27 protein-coding genes and 2 pseudogenes are annotated in these 23,643 nt (G+C 68.4%); 12 read left to right on the forward strand and 17 right to left on the reverse strand.

The window, feature by feature from the left end:
- Positions 1–84 precede the first annotated feature (84 nt).
- Complete coding sequence (locus ABD240_RS00885; protein WP_291793780.1) at positions 85–684, reverse strand: DNA alkylation repair protein; 600 nt, start codon at positions 682–684, stop codon at positions 85–87.
- A gap of 451 nt (positions 685–1,135) precedes the next feature.
- Between ABD240_RS00885 and ABD240_RS00890 the strand changes: the two genes are divergently transcribed.
- Positions 1,136–1,363, forward strand: coding sequence for a methyltransferase domain-containing protein (locus ABD240_RS00890; RefSeq protein WP_344335582.1), 228 nt, complete (start codon positions 1,136–1,138; stop codon positions 1,361–1,363).
- 25 nt (positions 1,364–1,388) lie between these two features.
- On the opposite strand, the pseudogene ABD240_RS00895 reads toward ABD240_RS00890, so the two are convergent.
- From ABD240_RS00895 to ABD240_RS00915, 5 genes and pseudogenes are all read right to left on the reverse strand, one after another.
- Positions 1,389–1,679, reverse strand: a pseudogene (locus ABD240_RS00895) (integrase core domain-containing protein); the annotation flags it as partial.
- Between the two features lie 7 nt (positions 1,680–1,686).
- Entirely contained in the window at positions 1,687–3,084 is a 1,398-nt protein-coding gene (locus ABD240_RS00900) for an IS30 family transposase (protein WP_425546976.1), read from the reverse strand.
- 46 nt (positions 3,085–3,130) lie between these two features.
- Positions 3,131–3,400: pseudogene (locus ABD240_RS17065) on the reverse strand (transposase); the annotation flags it as partial.
- 317 nt (positions 3,401–3,717) lie between these two features.
- The gene (locus ABD240_RS00910; protein ID WP_087625650.1) at positions 3,718–4,023 is read right to left on the reverse strand and encodes a transposase; all 306 of its coding nucleotides are present in this window, start codon (positions 4,021–4,023) and stop codon (positions 3,718–3,720) included.
- A gap of 192 nt (positions 4,024–4,215) precedes the next feature.
- Positions 4,216–4,668: a VOC family protein gene (locus ABD240_RS00915; RefSeq protein ID WP_344334445.1), complete on the reverse strand. Its 453-nt coding sequence runs from the start codon at positions 4,666–4,668 to the stop codon at positions 4,216–4,218.
- A gap of 103 nt (positions 4,669–4,771) precedes the next feature.
- On the opposite strand from ABD240_RS00915, the gene ABD240_RS00920 reads away from it, so the two are divergent.
- Positions 4,772–5,746, forward strand: coding sequence for a helix-turn-helix transcriptional regulator (locus tag ABD240_RS00920; RefSeq protein ID WP_291793795.1), 975 nt, complete (start codon positions 4,772–4,774; stop codon positions 5,744–5,746).
- A complete protein-coding gene (locus ABD240_RS00925; RefSeq protein ID WP_291793798.1) occupies positions 5,743–6,408 on the forward strand; it encodes a YdeI/OmpD-associated family protein in 666 nt (221 codons plus the stop codon). The genes ABD240_RS00920 and ABD240_RS00925 overlap by 4 nt, the downstream gene beginning before the upstream one ends.
- Before the next feature lie 80 nt (positions 6,409–6,488).
- Here ABD240_RS00925 and ABD240_RS00930 read toward each other — a convergent pair whose 3' ends face one another.
- Both ABD240_RS00930 and ABD240_RS00935 read right to left on the reverse strand, forming a co-directional pair.
- Positions 6,489–7,139, reverse strand: a complete 651-nt coding sequence (locus ABD240_RS00930) for a hypothetical protein (RefSeq protein WP_344334448.1) — start codon at positions 7,137–7,139, stop codon at positions 6,489–6,491.
- Between the two features lie 139 nt (positions 7,140–7,278).
- Entirely contained in the window at positions 7,279–8,301 is a 1,023-nt protein-coding gene (locus tag ABD240_RS00935; protein WP_344334450.1) for a DMT family transporter, read from the reverse strand.
- Positions 8,302–8,373: 72 nt separating this feature from the next.
- Here ABD240_RS00935 and ABD240_RS00940 point away from each other — a divergent pair, with 72 nt between their 5' ends.
- Both ABD240_RS00940 and ABD240_RS00945 read left to right on the forward strand, forming a co-directional pair.
- Positions 8,374–9,267 carry a LysR family transcriptional regulator gene (locus ABD240_RS00940; protein WP_344334451.1) on the forward strand — a complete coding sequence of 298 codons (894 nt, stop codon included), beginning with the start codon at positions 8,374–8,376 and terminating at the stop codon, positions 9,265–9,267.
- Positions 9,268–9,328: 61 nt separating this feature from the next.
- On the forward strand, positions 9,329–10,264 hold the full coding sequence (locus ABD240_RS00945; protein ID WP_344334453.1) for an alpha/beta fold hydrolase: 936 nt from the start codon (positions 9,329–9,331) through the stop codon (positions 10,262–10,264).
- Positions 10,265–10,285: 21 nt separating this feature from the next.
- On the opposite strand, the gene ABD240_RS00950 is transcribed toward ABD240_RS00945, so the two are convergent.
- Both ABD240_RS00950 and ABD240_RS00955 read right to left on the reverse strand, forming a co-directional pair.
- Positions 10,286–11,224: an NAD-dependent epimerase/dehydratase family protein gene (locus ABD240_RS00950; RefSeq protein WP_344334455.1), complete on the reverse strand. Its 939-nt coding sequence runs from the start codon at positions 11,222–11,224 to the stop codon at positions 10,286–10,288.
- 375 nt (positions 11,225–11,599) lie between these two features.
- Positions 11,600–11,992, reverse strand: coding sequence for a VOC family protein (locus ABD240_RS00955; protein ID WP_291793815.1), 393 nt, complete (start codon positions 11,990–11,992; stop codon positions 11,600–11,602).
- A gap of 204 nt (positions 11,993–12,196) precedes the next feature.
- On the opposite strand from ABD240_RS00955, the gene ABD240_RS00960 reads away from it, so the two are divergent.
- On the forward strand, positions 12,197–13,120 hold the full coding sequence (locus ABD240_RS00960) for a M23 family metallopeptidase (protein ID WP_344334457.1): 924 nt from the start codon (positions 12,197–12,199) through the stop codon (positions 13,118–13,120).
- 54 nt (positions 13,121–13,174) lie between these two features.
- Here the strand turns inward: ABD240_RS00960 and ABD240_RS00965 are convergent, their stop codons facing one another.
- Positions 13,175–13,612 (reverse strand): VOC family protein, encoded by a 438-nt coding sequence (locus tag ABD240_RS00965; RefSeq protein ID WP_291793821.1) that lies wholly within the window; start codon positions 13,610–13,612, stop codon positions 13,175–13,177.
- 128 nt (positions 13,613–13,740) lie between these two features.
- Between ABD240_RS00965 and ABD240_RS00970 the strand changes: the two genes are divergently transcribed.
- From ABD240_RS00970 to ABD240_RS00985, 4 genes are all read left to right on the forward strand, one after another.
- Entirely contained in the window at positions 13,741–14,304 is a 564-nt protein-coding gene (locus ABD240_RS00970) for a dihydrofolate reductase family protein (RefSeq protein WP_344334458.1), read from the forward strand.
- A gap of 112 nt (positions 14,305–14,416) precedes the next feature.
- Complete coding sequence (locus ABD240_RS00975) at positions 14,417–15,592, forward strand: low temperature requirement protein A (protein WP_291793905.1); 1,176 nt, start codon at positions 14,417–14,419, stop codon at positions 15,590–15,592.
- Positions 15,589–16,368 carry a class I SAM-dependent methyltransferase gene (locus ABD240_RS00980; protein WP_344334459.1) on the forward strand — a complete coding sequence of 260 codons (780 nt, stop codon included), beginning with the start codon at positions 15,589–15,591 and terminating at the stop codon, positions 16,366–16,368. The genes ABD240_RS00975 and ABD240_RS00980 overlap by 4 nt, the downstream gene beginning before the upstream one ends.
- Positions 16,361–17,095, forward strand: a complete 735-nt coding sequence (locus ABD240_RS00985; protein ID WP_344334460.1) for an O-methyltransferase — start codon at positions 16,361–16,363, stop codon at positions 17,093–17,095. Before ABD240_RS00980 ends, ABD240_RS00985 begins: the two co-directional genes overlap by 8 nt.
- Before the next feature lie 13 nt (positions 17,096–17,108).
- On the opposite strand, the gene arfB is transcribed toward ABD240_RS00985, so the two are convergent.
- Positions 17,109–17,549, reverse strand: coding sequence for an alternative ribosome rescue aminoacyl-tRNA hydrolase ArfB (gene arfB / locus ABD240_RS00990; protein ID WP_291793831.1), 441 nt, complete (start codon positions 17,547–17,549; stop codon positions 17,109–17,111).
- Between the two features lie 101 nt (positions 17,550–17,650).
- The gene (locus ABD240_RS00995; RefSeq protein WP_344334462.1) at positions 17,651–18,226 is read right to left on the reverse strand and encodes a 1-acyl-sn-glycerol-3-phosphate acyltransferase; all 576 of its coding nucleotides are present in this window, start codon (positions 18,224–18,226) and stop codon (positions 17,651–17,653) included.
- A gap of 35 nt (positions 18,227–18,261) precedes the next feature.
- Between ABD240_RS00995 and ABD240_RS01000 the strand changes: the two genes are divergently transcribed.
- The gene (locus ABD240_RS01000) at positions 18,262–19,830 is read left to right on the forward strand and encodes an acetyltransferase (protein WP_344334464.1); all 1,569 of its coding nucleotides are present in this window, start codon (positions 18,262–18,264) and stop codon (positions 19,828–19,830) included.
- Between the two features lie 93 nt (positions 19,831–19,923).
- Complete coding sequence (locus tag ABD240_RS01005; protein ID WP_344334465.1) at positions 19,924–20,496, forward strand: mycothiol transferase; 573 nt, start codon at positions 19,924–19,926, stop codon at positions 20,494–20,496.
- A gap of 16 nt (positions 20,497–20,512) precedes the next feature.
- On the opposite strand, the gene ABD240_RS01010 is transcribed toward ABD240_RS01005, so the two are convergent.
- The 4 genes from ABD240_RS01010 to ABD240_RS01025 are packed head-to-tail and all read right to left on the reverse strand — an operon-like array spanning position 20,513 to position 23,635.
- Positions 20,513–21,169 carry a TetR/AcrR family transcriptional regulator C-terminal ligand-binding domain-containing protein gene (locus tag ABD240_RS01010; RefSeq protein ID WP_344334467.1) on the reverse strand — a complete coding sequence of 219 codons (657 nt, stop codon included), beginning with the start codon at positions 21,167–21,169 and terminating at the stop codon, positions 20,513–20,515.
- The gene (locus tag ABD240_RS01015) at positions 21,166–21,927 is read right to left on the reverse strand and encodes a tyrosine-protein phosphatase (RefSeq protein ID WP_291793846.1); all 762 of its coding nucleotides are present in this window, start codon (positions 21,925–21,927) and stop codon (positions 21,166–21,168) included. The genes ABD240_RS01010 and ABD240_RS01015 overlap by 4 nt, the downstream gene beginning before the upstream one ends.
- Entirely contained in the window at positions 21,924–22,766 is an 843-nt protein-coding gene (gene phnE / locus ABD240_RS01020; protein WP_344334470.1) for a phosphonate ABC transporter, permease protein PhnE, read from the reverse strand. The genes ABD240_RS01015 and phnE overlap by 4 nt, the downstream gene beginning before the upstream one ends.
- Positions 22,763–23,635 carry a phosphonate ABC transporter ATP-binding protein gene (locus ABD240_RS01025; protein WP_344334471.1) on the reverse strand — a complete coding sequence of 291 codons (873 nt, stop codon included), beginning with the start codon at positions 23,633–23,635 and terminating at the stop codon, positions 22,763–22,765. Before ABD240_RS01025 ends, phnE begins: the two co-directional genes overlap by 4 nt.
- Positions 23,636–23,643 lie beyond the last annotated feature (8 nt).

The following is a 23,643-nucleotide window of genomic DNA, read 5'->3' on the forward strand; positions in this document are numbered from 1 at the left end:
CGGGGACCTCGACCCCTACCCGCCGAACCTCACCCGGCGCGCCCCCCCCACCGGATGTCCGAAGAGCCCGTTTAGTTGCCCGGTTCATTGATCGCGCCGTGCTGCATGCTTGCGGTAGATCTTGACGGCGGCGGCGACGCGAGGGTGCGGGTCGTCAGCAAGCAGGTCTGCAATGACAAGTCCACGCGCGACGTCGCCATCTGTTCCTTTCTTGATGAACCATAATGGCGCGGTGATCGCAGACCGTCGTCGAAGTGGGTCGTCGGATCGTGCAAGGTCTTCGAGGACCCTAAACTCGATCACGTCGCTTAGGATCGGCCACCCGATTACCCGGGGTGCTGCTCGATCAACCATGTCCCATGTCGTGATGGCGTCGTGGTGGTCGAGATAGATTGCGGCGAGGTCCTCACGTTCCTTGGCGGAGAGGCGCCGACGGGCGCGAAAATCGAGGATGCAGAATGCGGCGAGGCGCGGCTCATACGCAGGATGGATGAATAGTCTTTCGAGTTCTGCTGCGGGGATGTCGGTGGCAAGCTTCGCCGTCGCGAACAACGTGCTCATCCGGACACCGATGACCGATTCATTAGTTGCGACTCGGGTTCGAATCCGCTCGGTCTCACGTGGGTCCGACGCGTTCTGTAGTGCCGTGACGAGCTCGTCAGCAGTACTCAGACGCCTTCGCATGGCAGGATTTTAGCAAGGGCTTCAGGGCTGCGTCTTTAGCCCAGCGCGAGCAGCGGGGCAGCGTTAGATCCTTCATGGCGATCCTAGGCGGCGTTGCACATTCGACAGATGCTTCGACCGGTCGGAGCGATGGGCACGCCCGCCTGTCCAGCCCGCTAACGTTGTTCCGTGCCGGAACGTGGTTGAATTCGGATTCAATGTCTTGTCAGTGCAATTCATTGTTCTCGTGTGGTTGTGTTGGGGCGCGATGGCGCTACGGACCTGATCGTCCCCGACGTGTCATGATGGAGTGATGGATCACTTCGACAGGCTCGTCGACCTGGGCGAATCAGCAGACGTGTCGGGCTGAGACTTCTCCTGGCTTGATGGGCGCGCGACCGAAGAGCGGCCGCCGTGGGGTTACGCTCGGCAGCTGTCGAAGCGTCTGGGGCGCGCGTACGCGAGCCTCGACATCCAAACGGGCGGGGGAGAGGTTCTCGCCGAGGCAGAGGTCTTCCCTCGCACAGCGGTGGCGACCGAATCATGGCCGCCTAATGTCGCGAAGGCGGCTCGAAAACTGCATCCGCGAGGTGTCGTGGTGGTCGCCGACCCTGATGAGCCTCCCCTTCCATTCGCCAATGATGCGTTCGATCTCGTGACGAGCAGGCATCCAGCGACGGTCTGGTGGACCGGGGTCTGATGCAGGAATGGGTGACAGTTGTTGTTTAGGCCGCGAGGGCCAGGGGTGGGTTCATCATGGTCTCGAACTCGATGGGCGTCAAACGCCCCAGCGCGGCCTGACGGCGGCGCCGGTGGTAGGTGCGCTCGATCCAGGTCACGATCGCGATCCGGAGCTCGGCACGGGTCGCCCAGGAGCGGCGGTTCAGAACGTTCTTCGGCAGCAGGCTGAAGAACGATTCCATCGCGGCGTTGTCGCCGGCCGCGCCCACGCGCCCCATCGATCCGACCAGCCCGTGACGGGCGAGCGCCCGGATCGTCTTCCGAGCCCGAAACTGACCAGGTTCAACTGGTCGATGCAACACCGGCTTGTGGAAGCAACAGTAGCTGCTCGTTGAAGGCCTCGGCCGGGGTCTTCCAGCCGAGGGTCTTGCGGGGCCGGGTGTTGAGGGCGTGCGCGACGGCCGCGAGCTCGTCGGCGGACCAGCGCGACAGGTCGGTGCCCTTGGGGAAGTACTGGCGCAGCAGCCCGTTGGTGTTCTCGTTCGTGCCGCGTTGCCACGGCGACTGCGGGTCCGCGAAGAAGACAGGAATGCCAGTGGCAACCTTGAACTGGGCGTGCGCGGACATCTCCTTGCCGCGATCCCAGGTAAGCGACCGGGCCAGTTCGGTGGGCAGTGTCGACATGGTGTTCGTCAGGGCCTTCGCCATCGTGAGTGCACCGTAGCCGGCCAGCGCGGGCCCGTTCTTCGGTGTCTCCTTGTGCCGGTAGCCCTCCTCGCGGGGAAGGTGCACGAGCATCGTGTACCGGGTAGTGCGGTCCACGACGGTGCCGATCGCGGACCGCTCGAGCCCGATGAGAAGGTCGCCTTCCCAGTGGCCGGGTACAGCCCGATCGTCGGCTTCGGCAGGGCGTTCGCTGATCAGCGTCTCCGGGGTGACGTGGGCCCATGTCTTGCGGCGCGACCGCTCGCGAGGCACCCGCAGCGGCCGCCCCGTGCGCAGGCACCACACCAGCTCGCGCTTGAGCGCACCACGCCCTTCGATGAACAGTGACTGATAGATCGCTTCGTGGCTGATGCGCATGGAATCATCATCGGGGAAGTCGATCGGCAGACGGTTCGAGATCTGCTCGGGGCTCCATGCACGCGTCCACGCCCGATCCTTGCGGTGCGGCTTGCCCCGCCCGGTGAAGCGCGGTGGTGTCGGGCCAGGCACGACCGTGCCGTCGGGCAAGCAAATCTGACCCGTCAGGCGCTCCTCGACGTAGGCGCGTAGTCGAGGGTTGGCGACGAGCTTGGCGACCTTCGGGCGCTTGGCGGCCATGTCGGCCTTCCACTGCGCCACCGACGCCCGATAGCCGCTCGATCCGTAGCGGGTGGCAGCGTTGCGACGCAGCTCCCGTGACACGGTCCCTGGGTCACGTCCGATGGAGCGGGCGATCTCGCGAACGCCCTTGCCCTGGACGTGCAGCAGGGCGATTTCTTCACGCTCAGCGAAGGAGAGATACCTGCCCGAATGCTGCTGCTTGATGTCGAATGGCGGCATGCCGCCAGCCTTGTGGAACCACCGTGCACCTACCGCCTGCGCGACGCCGACGACTGCCGCGCCTTCCTCCGCAAGCAGACCCTTCGCGATCTGCTCCCAGAACGCGACCTCGACGTGGCGTTGGAACTTCGGGTGCCCCGGCGAGCAGAGCTTGGGTCTGATCGCCCGATCCGAATCCTGCTGACGACGTACCATCACACACCTCCGATTCGAGGTGTTGCGACGACCAGTTGAATCCGCCCTGGCTGCCCCTGTCGGCATGCAAGATGCATCCGGCGACATCGCCGCGGCGGGCGACGGCGTTGCGGAGTGCGTCGACCGCGAGCTTCGAGGTCATCCGGTCGCTGATCGAGTACCCCACGATCCGGTTTGAGAAGACGTCTTTGATCGCGCAGCAGTAAAGCTTGCCTTCGGTCGTCGTGCGGTGCTCGGTGATGTCGGTGAGCCAGACCCGGTTCGGGGCATCGGCCCGGAAGACGCGTTGCACGTGGTCGTCGAACACGGGTGGGCCGGCCTTCTTGCCCTTCCCGCGCCGGCGGCGTTGCGCGGAGGAGAGGATCCCAGCCTGCGAGCACAGCTTCCACGCCGTCTGGCGACTCATCCGCCACCCTGCGCGGCGTGCTTCGTCAGCGAGGTATCGGTAACCGAACGTCGGGTCGTCCTCATGCGCGTCGTGGAGGGCGTTGATCCGATACGCGCGGAGGACGTCCGCGTCGCGGATCGGGTTATTGCGCCACCGGTAGTAGGGCTGTCTTGTGAGCTTCAGGACCCGGCACGACACCGTGACGGGGATCCCCGCCTCGGCGAGCTCGGCAACGAGCGGGTACGTCATTTTGGGGAGCCACCCAGTTTCAGGTTCGCCTGCGACAGATATGCCGCTGCCTTCCTGAGGACTTCGTTCTCCTGCTCGAGGAGACGGTTACGGCGGCGCAGCTCTCGCATCTCGGCGGCCTCGTCTGCCGTCTGACCGGGACGCTTGCCTTCCTCGACATCTGCTTGGCGGAGCCAGTTCTGCAGCGTCGCCTCGCTGACTCCGAAGTCAGTGGCGATCTGCTTGATGGTGACGCCGCTCTCACGGCGGCGGGCGACCGCGACGACGTCTTCGCGGAACTCTCTCGGATAGGGACCGGGCATGATGACATCCTTCCCGCCAGCGCCTCCCGGCACTAACGATCAGTTGTCACCGATCCGTTCCTCACGCCCGACGCCGTGGCAAGATCAACGCGATCTCCTCCTTAGAGTGCGGTGGAGATCGCGGCATCGTTGATCCCAACGACTCGTCGTCGGGGCCGCTCTGTGCGGTGCCCCGACGACGAGTTCGCAGCATCAGGCAGCGACGTCGAGGATCCAGGTCACGCCGAAACGGTCGGTGAGCATGCCGAATCCGGCACTCCATGGGGAGGTAGCGAGCGGCTCGATCACCGTTGCACCCTCGGTGAGGCTGCCCCAGTAGTGCTGGATCTCGTCGAGAGTTTCGCCGCGCACGGACACGAAGGCGGGCTGGTCGGTGATGGTCATCCCGTTCTCTCGGGTCGTCGAGCCGGCATGGGCCACGGAGTCGCCCGTCTGGTGCGGGATGTCATACGCCATAAGCCGGAAGCCTGACGGTGAAGCGAGCATGCCGAACACCAGTCCTTCTGCGCCGGGCGCATCGGCGGGCATGCCGAAGTCGGCATATGAGGAGGCGGTGATGTCGCCGCCGAACACCGACCGGTAGAAGTCGAGCGCCGGACGGGCATCGCCGCGGAAGTTCAGGTGCGTGGTGGTGATGATGCTCATGGTTCAGCTCCTTGAGAGTTCTCCGCCGGGTTGTCCCGGCACCAGATCACGATCCGCCCCAACTAGGTCAGCTTCTGTCCGCAATTCGATTTACCGTGGTGTCATGGCCGAGCAAACATCCCGACTGCTGCAACTCCTCTCGCTCCTGCAGGCGCGCCGTGACTGGTCGGGGTCCGAACTGGCCGGGCGGCTCGAGGTCAGTGAGCGCACCGTACGTCGCGACATCGAGCGGCTGCGCGCGCTGGGGTATCGGATCGGCGGGCTCACCGGCCCGGACGGCGGTTACCGCCTCGAAGGAGGTGCCGACCTGCCACCGCTGCTGTTCGACGACGACCAGGCGGTCGCCCTGGCGATCGCGCTCGAGTCCAACGTCTTCCCTGGAAGCGGCATCGAAGAGGGTGCGGCGCGCGCACTCGCCACGCTGCGTCAAGTGCTGCCGAGCCGGCTGCGCCATCGGCTCGACGGCATGTCGGTCACGTCGCTGTCGGTGCGCCCCGGCGATGCTCCTCCGCCCGTCGTGCCGCCCGAGGCACTCGTCGAGCTGTCGGCCACGGTTCGCGACCGTCGGATCCTCCGTGTGGACTACAGCAGGGCGGACGCGACGCTCGAGCGGTATCGCCTGGAGCCTCACGGTCTCGTCACCGTTGGTGGGCGGTGGTACCTGCTCGCGTGGGACGTCGATCTGGACGACTGGCGCACGCTGCGTGCGGACCGTCTGGTGCTGCGCCCTCCGCACGGGACGCGTTTCACTCCGCGGGCCATTCCTGGCGGCTCCGTTGCCGCGTTCGTCTCGGCGCGTTTCAAAGGCTCGGACCACGTCGATCGCTGGCCGTGCGAGGGAGCGGTGGTCCTCGAGATGCCGGCACGCGACGTGCGTCCCTTCGCCGGCGACGGAATCGTCGAGGAACTCGGCGACGAGCGATGCCGACTGCGCGCAGGATCGTGGTCATGGGGCGCGCTTGCCGCTGCGTTCCTCCGTTTCGAGGCCGAGATCGGCGACGTCGAACCTCCTCCTCTCGCCGAGGCCTTCGCGGCTCTCGCACGCCGCGCGCACGTGGCGAGTGGAGTGTGCGCATGAAGCACGGACCGGGGACCCCCGGCGGGTCGGCCGAGCGTCCGGCCGTCTTCTTCCGTGACGCCGACGAATTCCGCGCGTGGCTCGATCACTATCACGACACCGAGAGCGAACTGTGGATGGAACTCCGTCTCGCCCATGTCGCTGATCGCGGTCTCACCTGGGCTGACGCGGTGGTCGAGGCACTGTGCTTCGGGTGGATCGATTCGGTCTCGCAAAAGATCGACGACGACTCACGCCGTCAACGCTGGTCACCGCGCAGTTCCCGGAGCACGTGGTCGAACGTGAACATCGCGCATGTCGAGCGGCTGATGTCGCAGGGTCGTATGCATCCGGCGGGAATCGCGGCGTACGAGCAGCGTTCCACAGACCGATCGGGTGTCTACACGCACGAGAACGCCGATGCGGAGCTCGCTCCTGTGTTGCAGGCGATCATCGACGCGTCACCGCGGTCCGTTGCGTTTCTCGACGCGGCAACACCGGGGTACCGCAAGACGGTTCGCCACTGGATCATGTCTGCGAAGCAGTTTGCCACGCGGGAGCGGCGGGCGCATCAACTCGTCGCGTGTTGCGAGGCCGGTGAACTGATCCCGCCCCAGCGTCACGGCCGCGCCCCGGCGTGGCTGGCGCGTGCGGTCGCGGCCGCGACGGGAGCAGGAGAGTGACGTACCCGCGGTCAGGTAACCGTCACGTGTCCTCCACCCGCAGATGGTCTTCCATGACGGAACTCGGTGCAGCTTGGAACTCATGTGAGTGTGAGTTCTAGTCCAATGGCTCTGCTGCGCGAATAGGTGACGTCTGAGGTGGCGTGCCTGCGGGGTGCGTCTGGATGGATGACACCATGCCCGCCTCCTGCCCCGAGGAGTTCCGCGACGTCGTTGTGCGCGTCGCGGAGAACCGTGTGCCCGGCGTCACGATCGAGGACCTCGGCGTTCGTCCCGTGACCCTGTGGAAGTGGCTCCGACGCCTGCGTCGCTCGCGACGACACCGCTCCGACCGGCGCGATGCCGACCACTGCGCATCGCGATCGTGCCATGGATCGAACGCACCTGCCCACTGGCGCGGGCGGCAGGAGCGTCTGGGACCTCTCGAAACGTCGAAGCCTCCATCTCTGGGCATCAGGTTCCTCGGTGTCACCCGCAACTCTGCGACGATGCTCCTCCGGGGTGACATGCAGTGCGACCGGGAGGAGGGTGGTGTCGGGATCGAGAGATGCGGTGATCTGCGACCAGTACACCTCGGCGGCGATCGTCTTGGGCACGATGACCAGTCGCGGGCCCCTGTCAGGCAATTCCCTCATCACGGAGTTGATCGTCACTGCGGTGATCTCCCGCCACGCACTCCAGTCCTGGAAGTCCCGCACAGGTGCGACCGGCTTGAGAACCGGCCTCAACATGGAGCCGACCTCCTCGGGTCGACGATGACCGCCCCTGGCACGGCTCGGGCGAGCAGCCGAGCCGTGGTCGTCTTCCCCGCACCGAATGCGCCATTGAGCCAGAGGAGCCGGTCCGGGCGATACGTTTTCATACTTTTTCCTAGAAGGGTCCGTCACCGCGACGCGGCGACGGACCCGTCGAATCCCTGAAACGAGTGATGCCCGCATCGTCCGTGTGTACAGGCTGTGGCTTCGTTCGACCGGGCTGGATTTCCGTTCGACGTCTGAAGAGTCCGTTCGCCACGGCTACGGCGGCGATGACGATGATCGCCCCGAGAATTTGGAGGCGTGTGGGATGCTCGGACAGCACTGCGGCCGAGAGCGCGAGCGCGAGCACCGGTTGGACCAGGAGAAGCGCTGCAGTGGTGGTGGGAACGAGCCTCGCGCTGCCGTGGTGGACCAGCAGCCACGCGACGACCTGACCCAGCACTGCCAGAACGATCAGCAGCATCCATGAGCGCACGCCGATGCCTGTCAGACGGGGACCGCCGGTGAATGTCGCGAGGAGTGCGGTCGTCACAGCCGCCGACGCAGTCGCCCACGTCAGTGGCTGGATGACTCGTCCGGGCTCGTCCAGGGCGGCGCGGCGGGTGAGGAAGAGATAGGCGCCGTAGCTGAGACCCGCGAGCAGTCCGAGCAGTGTCCCCGTGACGGTTCGCATGCCGAGCGCAGCCACGTCCCAGATGCCTCCGACGAAGCTCATCCCCAGCAGCATCAGCGGCAGGGCCCGGAGAAACCGCCTCGCTATCGGCTCGCGGTCGATGAATAGTGCGAGCAGAGGAAGCACTATCACCTGCACGTTGATCAGCACGGTGCTGATCCCTGCGCCGACCTGGTAGATCGCAGCGGTCCATGCGGCGTAGTCGATGCCCAGCGCCACCCCCGCGATGGCTGCCCAGCCGATGCCCGGCCGGGAGAGGCACCCGCGTCTGCGTTGTTCACCGATGGCCAACGGCACGAGCACGAGGACCGCGAGAGCGCAGCGGAGCATCGCTGTCGTGGCTGCATCCACACCGGCGAGCTTGACCAAGATCGCTGACACCGACAGACACAGTGCGCCGCCCATGACCGACGTTGTGGAAACAGTGTGCGCGCGGGCTGAGCCGGGAGGGAAGAGTGTCATGGATCGACCGTAGTCAGCGCCGAACGATTAGCACTAGTTCACATATCTGCCCTGTGCTGATAAGTATGACGTATGAGTCTGGAATGGAGCCGGCTGCGGATACTGGATGCGGTCGCACGCACAGGATCGGTGGGACGGGCAGCGGCACTGTTGCATATGACAGGCCCCGCGGTCTCTCAGCAGCTCCGTCGGATCGAGGCCGAGGCGGGGATCCGGGTCGTGATTCCGGACGGGCGCGGGGTGCGTCTTACCAGCGCGGGGCGGGTGCTCGCGGGATATGCGGCACAAGTCGCAGATCTCATGACGCGAGCAGAGAATGATCTGCACCACGGCGAGGAACTGGTCGGGCGGGTGTGCATGGGGGTCCTGGCCTCGTTCCTCCGGACGCCTCTTGCGGATGCGCTCGCATCGTTCCAGCGCATGCACCCGCGAGTTGAGCTGCGCGTCGAGGATGGCGAGACTGCAGCCCATCTCGCCCTGCTGACCGGCGGCCGTCTCGACCTCGTGTGCGCCGAGTCGTGGAGCATCTCGCCGCTCGAGCTTCCCACTGGCGTGACCGCGCGGACGCTGAGTCGTGAAACCGCGTGGATCGCTCTGCCGGAGCAGCACCGCCTCCGCGGCAGAGAGCGGCTGGACTTCGTCGACCTCGCCGCGGAGAGCTGGGTGACCTGCGCCAGGGATTCCGACGGCCACCGTGCGCTCGTCCAAGCGGCTCGCATCACCGCCGTTGAGCCCGAGGTCCGCCATTTCGTGGCGGACCGGTCGACGCAGATGGCTCTCGTGCGAGCAGGGCTCGCGGTCGCCTGCATCCCGTCGTCCGCGCAGCCGGAAGACGGTGAGGGGGTCGTCTTCCGCCCACTGGCGGTGGATCTGCATCGTCAGATTCTGCTTCTTGCGGGCGGGCGGCCTGTGCCACGCCCCGTCGACGCCCTCATCCGGCATCTGACCGGTCCGGACGGATGCTAGAGTGCGGCCAGCTCGCCCGCTCTCATCCGCCGACGCATGAAGATGCACGAAGGAGCTCACCATGGCGCTCATCGAGATCGGCTTCCCCTCGAACAACGGGCGGGACATGATCCACGCCTGGGTGTACCAGCCCACGGTGCAGGCGCGTGCCGTCGTGCACCTGATCCACGGCCTCGGCGAGCATTCGCGCCGGTACCTGCACCTGATCGTCCGTCTGCTCGACGAGGGCTTCGTCGTCGTCGCGGACGACCACGCCGGGCACGGCCGCACGGCGATGGCGACCGGCATCTGGGCCGATGCCGGCGAGGACGCGGACCGTGTGGTCGTCGCCGATGAGCAGGAGCTCCGGACGCGGGTCCGGCAGCTGCACCCGGACCTGCCGTACATCGTCTTCGGGCATTCGTGGGGTTCGATGATTGCACGCGGGATGGCGGCGGAATCCAGCGGTGAGATCGACGCGCTCGTGCTGGGCGGGATCGCGGCTCAGCTCCACGGGATCGAGCATGTCCTCGACAGGGACGCTCTGGCAGCTGCGCCCGAGGCCGAGGCGCCTGTGGACGACGCGCTCGTGCAGCAGACGTTCGACGGCTTCGTCTCGCGCTACGGCCCGGATGCCGGCCCCACCGACTGGGTGGCGCGCAACGCGGATGTGGTCCGCGACCATGCCACCGATCCGTTCAACAACTTCGGTGCACCCATGAGCGTGCGGTTCCTGCGCGGCTTCGTGGCGCTCTACGACGCGGTCAACAGCGCTGCGTGGTATGACTCCGTCCGAACGGATCTGCCCGTGCTCATCCTCGCGGGGAGCGAGGACCCGGTCGCCAACTTCGGCGAGGGCGCCTACCACGTCGCGAACACCCTCGTCGCCACCGGCCATCCGGATGTCCGCACCCGCGTCTGGGCGGGATTCCGCCACGAGGTGCACAACGAGCCCGAGATCCGTGACGAGGTCGAGGGCGAGATCGTCTCCTTCGTCGAACGCGTCATCGGTGACTGACCTCGATACTCAGGAGCCGGTTCATGAGCGTGAGGCACCCGCTTCCGCGCTGATGGCTCTGAGGCCCTCCCTGTAGGTGGTGACGGTGAAGTCCGGGAACCGGCTCCGGAACTTCGCGGAGTCGAAGAGGCTGTCGTGAGCGTAGCGGGGCAGCAGTTCCCGGAGCTCCCGCACCTGCGGAGACGCGATCCCGGCGGCATACAGTGCCCATTGCGGCACAACCGTGTACCGAGGATCGGTGCCGAACGCCGCGGACGCGGCGTCCACGAACTCGCGGTAGGTCAGTCTGCTCTCGTCGATGGGCAGGTGCCACGTCTGTCCATAGGCGTCAGGCGTGCTGCCCAGCATCGCGAGGGCGCGGCTGGCGTCCGGAGTCCAGATGAGGCTGCGGAGCCGGTCGTCGCGCACCGGTATGAGAGGGCGTCTGCCTGCCCGCAGGCGGTCGATGATGAGGGAGTTCGTGAAGCCCTGCGTGCGGCCGGGGCCGTAGAATTCGGGGGCGCGGGCGATGAGGACGGGGATGTCCCCGTGCGACATCTCCTGGAGCACCATCCGTGCCATCGCTGCCCGGACCCTGCCTTTGCGGCCCACGGGAGCGAAGCCGGTGTCCTCCGTCTGGATCCGCTCGTCCTGCGGATACATGTACGTGTTGTCGAAGTACGCGAACTTCGCGCCTGCAGCTCTGGCGGCGTCGAGCGCATTGCCCAGCATGGTCGGGAACCGGCTCTCCCACAGCTCGGTCTTCGCGGGCAGCCCTGCCGCGAAGTAGACGACGTCGCTTCCCGCGACCGCCGCCCTGGTCTGCTCAGGGTCGAGGAGATCGGCCGCCACCACGCCGTCGTCGGCATTGACGGGGTGAGGGCTCCGGCTCACCAGTCTCAGCTCTCCGGTCTGCATTCGATGCAGTTCGCGCGCCAGCTCGACGGCGATCTGCCCATTGGCTCCGAGGATCGTCTGCATCGCAGATCTCTGCCCTTCCCTGTCCTGTCGGGACGTCACGGATGCTCCCGAGGTGGTTCCATCACACGCCGCCACGCAATGTTGTCAGTGCACACATTACGGTAGAAGGCGGGAGTGTGCGGTGTCAACATTGGGGTGCGGGCGAGATGGCTGGCCGCGATGCGCCTGCGTGTCGTGTGTCTGTGCTCCTGTTGCGCCGCGTGGATGCGAGGGAGGGGCCTGAGGGTCGCGGCTGACCCGTCCTCGGGTGATCGTCATCCCATGTGTGCGGCCGCGTGGGCTCGCGTGGCTGGTCTGCTGCTGAGGACTCATCCCCTCGGTGGCGCGGGCCGGGCGGGGCAGGTTCGAGCTGCGTGAGGCGCGCGCTGCCGGGCCTCAGTTCTCGCAGAGGCAGAACGGGTGGCCCGCTGGGTCGAGGAACACCATGAAGCTCCCGTCCTCGCTGGGCTGGGCCGGGTGCTTCGTCGCCCCGGCGGCCTCCGCGAGGGGTGCGGCCTCCGCGATGGACTCGACGTAGAAGTCGAGGTGCGCCTGCTGGGGGACGGGGCCGGTGGGCCAGTCGGGGGAGCGGTATCCCTCGATCTGCTGGCACGCGATCTCGGAGCCGTTCTCGGATCCCGCCGGAGGGACCACGCTGACCCAGCCGGGATCGTCCTCGGAGGAGCGCGTGCGCCACCCGAGCAGGCGTGCGTAGAAGGCGCCGAGTGCGGCGGCATCCGGGCAGTCGAGTGCGAAGACGTGCTTCGTCGTCTGAATCGATGCGCTCATGGCAATGAGCGTACTGCCGGGTGCAGGCGTGCGGAAGGGGAGCTGCACAGGCAGCCCGAGGCCACCCGCCTCGATGTGGGTACGGCCCGCCTCGATGTGGGTGCTGCTGACTCCTGCCGCTCCAGGCGGTATCTTTTCTCTGCCACTACGTTGATACGTAATAACGTACACTGACGGAGTATGGATGCTGTGCGAGGTGGGGCTGTGAGACGACTGGTGATCGGCGCGTACCGGATCCGCGCTCTGGCGTATGCCGTGGCTGTGGTGGTGCTCGTCGCAGTGGGGCTGTCCACCTCCGCTCCTCTGGATGAGCGCGTGCACCGCGTCCTGGCTCCGCTGGCGTTCGTTGCGCTGGCTCTGTTCATTCTGAGTGTCGTGCTCATGTTCCTGGGCCCGCGCGTCCTTCCGGCGCATGAGGTCCGTGTGGTCTCCTCGCCCGTGCGGGGGCGTTGGCTGGGTATGAACAGCCCCGCCACGAAGGTTCCCAGTCACGGCGTCCGGATGTATGGGCAGGCGTACGCGATCGATCTCGTGCATGAGCCCGAGGCCGGCCCCAGTGCCGGAGCCGAGGCGGTGGGCGGGCCGGAGACCGCAGCCGGAGTCCGCCCGGTCTTCGGCAGCGGACCCGCCATGCGAAGGCCGCAGGAGTATCCGGCGTTCGGGCAGCCGGTCCGTTCGATGATCGGCGGCACCGTGGTGCGCGCCTCGGGATGGCGACGCGACCATCGGGCCCGTTCGAACGGGTTCGGCCTCGTCTACTTGATGGTCGAGGGGATGGTCCGGGAGCTGGGCGGCCCCGGGTTCATCCTCGGAAACCACGTCATCATCCGGGGCGACGACGGGGAATTCGCCGTGCTCGCACATCTGCAGCAGCACTCGCTGAATGTGCGGCGGGGCGATGTGGTCCGGGCCGGCCAGCAGGTCGGCCGATGCGGCAATTCGGGCAACAGCAGCGAACCCCATGTGCATGCGCAGCTGATGGATCGGCCCTCTCCGCTGACGGCGCAGGGTCTCCCGCTCGCCTTCCGGGCCATCGTCCTGGACGATGAGGCTCAGGAGCAGGACGGCCTGCCGCAGAACGATCAGCACATGACGGCCTCACACCTGGACCGCGAACTGCCGGGCTGACGAACCTCTCACCTCGACGGCTGCCGGGGCGGGCGCGCCTCCGGATGAGCCCGCTCAGTCCTTCTGCAGCTCCTGCGCCAGCATGACGAGGATGCCGCTGGGGCCGCGCAAGTACGAGAGCCTGTACACGCCCTGGTAGTCCGCCACCCCGCGCAGCGGACGGCACCCGTGCCTGGCAGCGGTGGCGATCGCCTCGTCGATGTCATCGACGGAGAACGCGATGCGATGCATGCCGATCTCGTTGGGGAGAACCGGCTCCGTCTCGATGGCGTCCGGATGGAGGTATTCGAAGAGCTCGATCTGCCCCTGCCCGTCAGGGGTCTGCAGCACGGCGATCTTCGCGTGGTTGCCGTCGAGGCCCACCGCGGTGTCCGCCCACTCGCCGCTCACCGTGTCACGGCCGACGACCTCGAGGCCCAGGTCCGTGAAGAAGGCGATGGTCTCGTCGAGATCGCGGACCGCAATGCCCACGTTCTCCAGTTTGATGCCCATGCGGAGAATGCTACTCCCGCTCTGCCGCAGTTCTCGGGTTTGTCGGCGCATTCTCCTTGTCGCAGCGACGCCGTGGTTCTACGCTCGGACTGAGCTCTCTGTGAGCCGCATCCGATGGAGGAGCAATCATGGGAACGCTGAGCTTCACTGCGACCGTGTCACTCGACGGCTATGCCGCTGACGCGAGCGGGGACTTCCAGTGGTCGTCTCCGGACGGGGAGGTGTTCCAGTTCCACATCGAGCGGATGGCCGCGGTCTCGACCGAGGTGCTGGGCCGCAGAACCTACCAGCTCATGCGGTACTGGGAAGCAGAGCCCGAGGCCGAGGCCTGGACCGCTGCCGAGCACGAGTTCGCCCGCAGGTGGCGGCATGTGGAGCACATCGTCGCTTCGTCCACCCTCGCCCGGACCGACCTGGGCCCGGGGGACAGCCGCCTCGTACCGCACCTCGATCTGGCTGAGCTCGAGCGGATCGTGGCGGAGGCGGATGGTGAGGTCGAGATCTTCGGTCCCACCACGGCGAGTGCGGCGATCCGTGCGGGCCTGGTGCAGGACTTCCGGTTCTTCGTCGTCCCCAAGGTGGTCGGCGGAGGTCTGCCGGCCCTTCCCTCTGACGCACGCCTCGAGCTGGACCTGAGGGAGCAGCGCGTCTTCGGCAATGGCACCGTCTACCTGCACTACGCGCCACGATGAGGCGGCGGGCACGTGGCCGCTCCGGCGGAACGGATCGGCGCCGGGCCGTGCGTCCCGGCGGTTCCGCATGTCCCTTCCGGTGCATGCGCGAGGGGACTGCCCCGTGACCGCACTGTCCCGTGCGCGCCTCCGCCCCATGCGTCCGCGGGACCCGCACGAACCCGGCAGAGTCGCGTCGTCGCTCGAACTGTTCTTCGACCTCGTCTTCGTGGTCGCCGTCAGCATCGCAGCCGTGCAGCTTCACCATTCGCTCACCGAGGGGCATGTGCGCGAGGGGATCCTCAGCTACGGCTTCGTCTTCTTCGGCATCTGGTGGGCGTGGATGAACTTCACGTGGTTCGCCACCTCCTTCGACACGGACGACTGGCTCTACCGGGTGCTGACGGTCCTGCAGATGGGCGGCGTGCTCGTGCTGGCCTCGGGGATCCGCCCGGCCTTCGAAGAGCGTGACTACACCGTCCTCGTCCTCGCCTATGTCGTCATGCGTCTGGCTCTCGTGGCACAGTGGCTGCGCGCATCCCGCCACGCGGGTCCGTCCCGCCGCGCCACGCACATCTACGCGGCGGGTGTGACCGTCGTCCAGGTGCTCTGGCTGCTGTCCCTGCTGCTCCCCGCGCAGCTGACCACTCCCTCGATGCTCCTGCTGGTCGTCGCGGAGCTTGCCGTGCCCGTTGTCGCCGAGAGCACCGGGAAAACGCCCTGGCATCCTCATCACATCACCGAGCGCTACGGCCTGTTCACCCTGATCCTGCTGGGCGAGAGTCTCCTCGCCTCCGCCAACGCGATCATCGAGGCCGTGCATGAGGCGGAGACGCTGGGCCCGCTCATCGCCGTGTCCGCGCTCACGCTCACCGCCACCGCGGCGCTGTGGTGGATCTACTTCTGGCCGCCCCACCACCATGCGATCAGAGGCCTCCGGGGCTCTCTGCTCTACGGCTACGGGCACTACTTCATCTTCGCCGCGGCCGGAGCGTTCTCCGCCGGGATCGAGGTGGAGATCGACCTCCTCACCGGTCACAGCTCCCTGCATCAGCCTCTTGCCTCGTTCTCCTACACCATCCCCCTGGCCGTGTTCGTGTTCGGCGTCTGGGCGCTTGCGATCCGCCCGTGTGCGGACGGATGGGTGAACGCGGCCGTCCCCCTGGGCAGTCTGCTGGTGCTCGTCGACCCGCTGCTGCCCGTGCCCTTCGCCCTCACGACCGCGATCCTCATCGCCGTCGTCGCGGTGCTCGTATGGCGTCAGCAGGAGACCGAGCAGGAGACCGCGCAGGAGGGCGAGGACGCATGACCTCTGCAGCCTCGGGACCCGATGCGATCTTCGCCGATGCGCGGCTCGCCGCGGTCTACGATGCGTTCGAAGGCGACCGAGACGATCTTGCGGCCTATGCGGCGATGGCGGAGGAATTCCGGGCCTCACACATCCTGGACATCGGCTGCGGGACGGGAGCCTTCGCGACCTCGATGGCGCGCAGAGGTCTGCGCGTCACCGCAGCGGATCCCGCTGAAGCCTCGCTCACGGTCGCGCAGGGGAAGCCCGGTGCAGCGGCAGTCCGCTGGGTGCACGGCACCGCCCAGGACGTCCTGCCTCTGCAGGCGGACCTGGCCTTCATGACGGCGAACGTGGCCCAGGTGTTCCTCACGGACGCTGAGTGGATGTCCTGTCTGCACGCGATCCGGGCGGCGCTTCGTCCCGGTGGCCGCCTCGTCTTCGAGTCCAGAGATCCGCGACGGCGCGCGTGGGAGGACTGGACGCGGGCACGGACGCATCGCTTGGTCCGCACCGCTGCGGAGGGGGAGGCGGATCGCTGGGAACAGCTGCGCTCCGTCGACGGAGAGTTCGTGACCTTCGAGACCGTGACCGTGTTCCGGCGGGACGGGGAGCGGATCGATTCGTCCTCGACCCTGCGCTTCCGCAGCCGCGAGGCGTTGGCGGAGACGGTGGAGAGGGCAGGGTTCACAGTGGAGGAGGTGCGAGACGCGCCGGACCGCCCCGGCCGGGAATTCGTCTTCGTGGCCCGACGGCCCGGCGAGAGCTCGCCGGGAGAGAGGAACGCACATGACTGAGGAGACGCGGCGCACCAGACAGGTGGAAGCGCGGCCGGAGGATGTGCAGCTCACCCGGGAAGAGGCGGAGGCGTCCTGGGACGCCGTCGACGCGTATCTCGCGGACGCGCTCGTCGACGAGGATGCTGCCCTCGCAGCGGCCCGCCTCTCGAGCAGCGCCACCACGATGCCGCACGCCGCCGTCTCGGCTGCCCAGGGCGCGTTCCTCGCCCTCCTCGCGCGGCTTACCGGCGCGAGGCGGGTCCTCGAGTTCGGCACGCTCGCCGGGTACTCCGCGCTCTGGTTCGCCCGGGCGGTGGGGCCCGCGGGACGCGTGGTCAGCCTGGAGCTGGAGGAGCAGAACGCCCGGGTGGCCCGCGAGAACGTCGCGCGAGCACAGGTGTCCGAGCGGGTGGAGGTGCGGGTGGGCCCGGCGGTCGAGTCAGCCGAACGCCTCATCGCGGAGGACGTGCCGCCGTTCGACCTGGTGTTCATCGACGCAGACAAGCCGAGCAACCCGCAGTACCTCGACGCCGCTCTCCGCCTGACCCGGCGCGGGGCCCTGATCGTCATCGACAACGTGGTCCGGTCCGGTGCGGTGCTCGACTCCGCGAGCGATGATCCCAGGGTCCGAGGTGTCCGCGCGGTGGTGGACGCGGTCGCCGCACATCCGGCCCTCGAAGCCACCGCGCTGCAGACGGTCGGCGTCAAGGGGTGGGACGGCCTGCTCCTCGCCCTGCGGCGGTGAGCAGCCCGCACACCTATTCCGCTCCCGGCCGCCTGCGGTACTGCTTCGTCTCCGACCGGCGGCGCTTGCTCTCGATCCGCCGGCGTCGTGATCCTCTCGTGGGTCGGGTGGGTCGGCGGACCGCCGGTGGCACGAGGGCCTCACGCAGCAGCTCCGCGAGCCGGGCCCGCGCGGCGGCGCGATTGCGGCGCTGCGCACGGTGCTCCTCCGCACTCACCGTCAGCACCGTGCCGGCGAGGCGACCGGACAACCGGTCCATGACCCTCGCACGCTGCTCCTCGGAGAGCGCCGTCGTCGCAGCGAGGTCGAGGCTGAGCTGCACCCGCGAGTCCGCCGTGTTGACTCCCTGCCCTCCCGGGCCGGACGCGTGTGAGAACTGCTCGACGAGCTCCCTCGACGGCACTGTGAGGCCGCGGGGAGCGCCGGGTCCGGGGAGCACACGCAGATCGTCCACAGGACGAGTGTGCCTCAGCCGGGGACGATGTGCAGGCGCGGGGCGCCGGCGGAACGATCTGATCCGGGCGCACTCCGCCCCGCAGCCGGCGTTCCCGGCCGTCAGTACTCCCTGCTCTCCTCCCGCAGCCGGGGCTCCACCCGCCGGTGCGGACGCAGTCCGGCCTTGTCCGCGTAGAAGGCGCGGATCCGATCCATGTCCGCACCGACGTCGCCGCTGAGTTCGAAGGTGGGCCCCAGCCCGCTGGTCATGGTGGAGCGGTCGACGTAGCCCAGCGTGACGGGCAGCCCGGTCTCCCGCGCGATCCGGTAGAAGCCGGACTTCCAGTGCGTGTGCCCGGACCGCGTGCCGTCCGGGGTGATGACCAGACCGAAGCCGTCGCCCGTGCGCACCCGGGCGACGACCTCGGCGACGGTGCGCGAAGGATCCTCCCTGTCCACGGCGATGCCCCCGAGTGCACGCATGAGCGGACCCCTCCACCCGCGGAACAGGCTCTTCTTCCCCATCCAGCGGATGTCGATGCCCAGGCGCCACGCGATGGCGAGCATGAGGGCGAAATCCCAGTTGGAGGTGTGCGGAGCCCCGATCAGCACGGTGGGACGCGAAGGCGCGGGCTGTGTGTTCAGGTTCCAGGGGCTGACCAGCCAGAACGCGCGGGCGAGAAGTGAGCGGAGCATGCCCTCAAGGTAGAGGACTGCGGTACCGTCTGCGCATGGTGTCCACGAAGTGCAGCGAACCCGTGCCCGAGGTGGTGATCCGCGGAGCGGACGGCCCGGCCGAGCATCCGCGGCTGGTGCAGATCTGGCGCAGCGCCGTCGATGCCACCCACGATTTCCTCTCCGCGCGGGACAGAGATGCGATCGAGGCGCGCCTCGCCTCCGCGTACTTCCCGCACGTGCGGCTCCACGTGGCTGAGCTCGCGGGGGAGGCGGTGGGGTTCGCCGGGACCGCGGACGGGAGTCTCGAGATGCTGTTCGTCGACGCCGGTCATCGCGGGAGGGGCATCGGCGGCGCGCTCCTCGCGCATGTGCTCCGCACGGAGGCGGTGACACGCGTCGATGTGAATGAGCAGAACGCGGAGGCGGCGGGCTTCTACGCCTACAGCGGTTTCAGAGTGGTGGGGAGGAGCGAGTTCGACGGTGAGGGCCGCCCGTACCCGCTGCTGCACATGGAACTGGCTGGACTTGATCCTGACCTGCTGCTGGCGGGCCCGCGCGGCCGTCGGCTGCTGCTGGAGTTCGCGCTCGCCTCTGCGGAGCCTGAGTTCAGTTCAGCAGTGTTCCTCGCGGCTGCGGCACTCGATCCGGAGCCCGCCCACACCGTGACGATGTGCGCCTATGATGCGGCGGCCACCGGCTTCGCGGAGGGGGCTGAACCTGCCACAACCGACACCGTCGGGGCCATGCTCGCCGATGTCCGCCTCGCCGAACCCACAGCCGAGGCACTCCGGAGCGCCTTGACGTCCGCGACGGAATCCGCGCGCTACTGGCAGGAGCCGGACGGTGAGGATCTCCTCGCCGCAGCAGAGCCGGTGCGCACGCAGCTGCGTCGGGTGGCTGTGCACATCGCGGCCTCCCCGTACGCGCAGTGGCTGACCGCCTCGGTGGCCGCGAGGCGGCAGTGGTCTATTCAGTGGGAGGACGCGCCCGCCGTTCCTCCGCTGACGGATCCGAGTTCCACGCTGCGGGACGCATCCGTGCGGCTGCTTCAGGACGAGGCGGAGGCCGCGCAGGAGCGCCCCGAGGATCCCACTGCGGGTTGGAGCGGCGCGTGGTGGTCCACGCCGTCCCACTCAGTCCCATCCACCACGGGCGAACTCGTCGACGGCACACCGGCGGGACTCTGCTTCGTCGAAGACGGGCTCGGATGGCAGAGGGCCGCGGCCCACGCGTGGGACGTCCCCTCCCATCTGCACATCCTCGAGATCGATGGGCCCGAGGTCTGGGCGGATCTCTGCAGACGCTTCCCTCTCGAGGTCACCGGCTCGATGCGGCATGACTGGTTCCGCACGACGGGCAGGAACGGCCGATGGGTGGTGCCAGACTGGGCACAGGTGGCCGAGCACTTCGACGGGGTGCACCTGACCCCTCTCACGTATCTCGCTGCGGCAGGCACGGCGATCTCGGTGGGGCCGGACACAGCCAGCGTCATCGCCGGATGGAACCCGGACCAGACCTTCTGGTTCTCTCCTGCAGTCGGCTTCAGCGGCATATCCGTGCAGTGGGAGCTCCACGACGTCGGCGAGGAAGAGGCCTGGAGGAAAGCGCCCGCCCACGCCTGACCACCAAGAGGAGCGCTACGAGACAGCCAGGCGGGTCGCTACGAGCCGCGGGGACCGGCACGGGACACCAGCCCATCGCAGAGAGGACGACGAATGGAAACCGGCACAGCTCCCGGGACGGCGGCGGAGACCCACCTTGTCCGGCTCATCCTGGAGAAGTTCGACGCGCTCGTGGAGCTGACCGCGCAGCTCGACGACACCGCTGCGAATGCAGTGCTCCCGGTTGCCGGGAGCAATTCCGCGGTGCAGCTCCTCGTCCACTGCTGCGGCCTCCTGCGGCGCTGGTCCTCGACCGTGAACCTGGGCGTCGAGGTGCAGCGGGACCGCAGCGCGGAGTTCGAGGCGGTGATGCCGGTGGCAGAGGCCCTGGCGCTGGCAGCGCGCACGCGTCCGGCATTCCTCGCCGACGTCGCCGCGACGGATCTCGCGGCACCACCGCGGGTCTCCCCGCCGGACCACGACGACTACTGGACCTCGTCCTGCGAGGGCGTCCTCCTGCACGTGCTCGAGGAGCTCAGCCAGCACCTGGGGCACGCGGAGGTCACCAGAGACCTGGTGCTGGGTGCGCGGCCCCGGGACCCGCACGGGAGCAGCCGCGAGTCCATGGACCCCCTCGCCGCCGAGCAGGGGCCCGAGGCGTACTTCGACCAGCAGCGCGCGGACTGATCCTGCCGCCGGCGGCTCAGCCCTCCGCCGCCATCCCACGCCAGGCGGTGTCGAAGGCCGCACGGCAGCGTGCGAGCGTGTCAGCCTCCCTCAGGTCCGCGCCCCGCACGACCACCTGGTAGTAGAAGACGCCGTTGATGAGGTCGATGCACGCCTCCGGGTCGAGGTCCGCGCGCAGTTCGCCGCGCTCCATCCCCAGGCGCAGCGCCTCGACCATCGGCGCGCGCCGCCGCTGCACGTGGGAGTCCCAGTAGGCCCGCTGCAGCTCGGGATTCTCGAGCACGAGCATGAGCCTCATGCGGAACCGGCGGTCGCTGTAGCCCCGGCCCCGCGTCGCCTCGGGGTCACCGAAGAGCAGCGCGAGGAAGGTCTCCCTGATGGTTCCCGAGGTGTCGGGCCGGATCGGCGCCCGCCCCCGGTCGAGGGCCGCCGCGATGAGGGCTGCGAGGCTCGGCCAGCGCCGGTAGAGAGCGGCGCGGGAGACCCCGCTCGCCGCCACCACCGCATTCACGCTGATCCGCTCACCCGCATCGATGAGTCCGATGACGGCGTCGACGATCCGTTCGTCGTGCTGGGGATCGCGCGGCCGGCCGGGCCCGGACGCCGCGCGTGTCGCTGCGGTGCACGGGGCCCGGCCGGTGTGCGTCCCGCCGCGAGCGGCGGCGGTGCTCATGCGTGCGCACGCTCCCTGAGCGTGGAGACGAGGCCGTCGGTGAGGCCCGCCGCCCGCAGCGGTGCCAGCGGGTCCGTGTGCGTGCGGGTGAGGTGGCTCAGCAGCCCCGCCATCGGTGCGGGGGAGAACTCCGCGCGCATCGCAGCCTTCGCGGCATCCTCCATGCGGATCCCCGTGCTCGCGAGCAGGGGCTCCATGACCGGGGCGATCCGCTCCCTGATCCGGGCGGAGTTGCCGCCGGTGCGGGCGTAGTCGGTGATGATCGCCTCGGGCTCCGCGCCCAGGGCCAGGAGGAGAGAGGCCGCAAGCACCCCCGTGCGGTCCTGACCTGCCGCGCAGTGGAAGGCCGTCGCACCCGGGGAGGCCGCGACGATCGCCAGCGCCTGCACGATCCGCGGTGCCGCCTGCTCGTACATGCGGATGTACATCCGTTCGAAGGAGGGCTGGTGCGTGAGGGTCTCACCGTCCTCCTGTCCTTCGTCCACGGAGGCGAGGAACGGGACGTGGTGATAGGTCACGGGCTGAGCGGCCAGGGGACCGCGGCCGGTGAGCCGCACCTCGGCGGGGGTGCGGAGGTCGATGACCGTGGTGAGGCCCTCGCTCACGAGCCCTGCAGCCGTGTCGGGGTCGACGGTCGAGAGGTCGTCCGCGCGCAGTGCGAAGCCGGGGCGCACGGGGCCTGCGGCCGCCGGGATCCCGCCGAGATCGCGGAGGTTGACGGGCGCGGTGAGCGGGATGCTCAGGGTGGGGGCGGTCATGTGATCTTCCTTCTGATGAGTGCGCTGAGCTGGTCGATGATCGTCACGAGGACGATGATGCAGAGGACCATCGCGCTGAGGTGGCCGTATTCGTAGCGGCTCATGGCGGTGGTGAGCTCGAGGCCGATCCCGCCGGCGCCCACGAGTCCCAGGATCGTGGCGCCGCGGATGTTGCCCTCGAAGAGGAGCAGCGTGTAGCTCGTGAGCATGGGCAGCGCCTGCGGCACGATCGCGTACTGGATGATCTGGCGCCTGGAGGCGCCCACGGACTCCATCGCGGTGACGGGACCGCGGTCCACCGCCTCCATCGCCTCGGCGAAGACCTTGCCGATCGAGCCGATGGAGCCGATCGTCATCGCGAGGATGCCGGCGAAGGGGCCCAGGCCCACGGCGGAGACGAACATGAGCGCGATGACGAGGTCCGGCAGCGCGCGGATGACATTCATCGTCCACCGGCACGGGTAGTACAGCCAGGTCGGGGCGATGTTGCTCGCGGCCCCGAACGCGACGACGAGTGAGAGCACCGCGCCGATGACGGTGCCGACGACGGCCATCTGCAGGGTCTCGAGGAGGAGGGAGAGGATGAGGCCGATCTTCGAGAAGTCCGGGGGGAACATCCGGCCGAGGAACTCGCCCATGTTGGCCGCGCCCTCGCCGAGCTTGAGGAAGTCGAACTGGGCGCCGTTGGCGGACCAGACGAACAGCACCACGGCTGCGACGGCGCTGATGCCCACGCGGGCGCGCGGGAGGCGGAAGGCCTGTTCCATGCGCGCGCGGTCCCGTGCGTCCAGCTGCGGGGCCGAGGTGCGGGTGCGGGAGACGGTGGTCGCGGCGGTCACTCTGCTTCCTCCTCCGTGTCGTAGACAGGTGACAGGCTCTCCGCATTGAGGTCGGAGGCCTTTCCGGAGACGACGACCTCGCCGTGGCGCAGGCCGATGATCCGGTCCGTGTGTTCGAGCGCCAGCGGGAGCACGTGCAGGCTCACGAGGACGGGGATCTGCTCCTCGCGGGCGATGGAGCGGAGCAGTCCGAGGACGGTGTGGCTCATCCGGGGGTCGAGCGAGGCCACGGGCTCGTCGGCGAGGATGAGCCGCGGATCCTGCATGAGCGCGCGGGCGATCGCCACCCGCTGCTGCTGCCCACCGGACAGTGAGCGGGCCTCGGCCCCGGCCTTGTGGGCGATGCCCACGCGGTCGAGGAGCTCGAGGGCGCGGGCACGGTCCGCGCTGCGGAAGGTGCCCAGCAGATTCGCGGTGCCGGCGCGGTGCAGCGAGCCCGTGAGCACGTTCGTGAGCACGCTGAGGCGGCCCACCAGGTTGAACTGCTGGAACACCTGGCCCACCTGGGCGCGGAGGGCGCGCATCCGGCGCTGCGGCAGACCGGCGACGTCGAAGCCGGCCACCTCAGCGGTGCCGCCGGTGATCAGGGCGAAGCCGGTGAGCGCCTTCATGAGGGTCGACTTGCCGGAGCCGCTGGAGCCCAGCAGCGCCACCGTCTCCCCGCGGAACAGGTCGAGGTCGACGCCGTCGAGCACGAGCGGCTCGTCCGCGGAGTAGCGGACCTGCAGACCGCGCACACGGGCGAGGGCGGTGCCGGTCGCGGAGGACGACACCGCAGCAGAAGTCGGGGCCTGCGCGGCCACGACGGTCGGTGCAGTCGCGGGGGAGACCCCGTCGCGGGGCATGGGAGCGAGAGCGGGAGCGGCCATGGTTCCTC

The sequence above is a fragment of the Brevibacterium salitolerans genome, from assembly GCF_039531405.1.
GTDB lineage: Bacteria > Actinomycetota > Actinomycetes > Actinomycetales > Brevibacteriaceae > Brevibacterium > Brevibacterium salitolerans.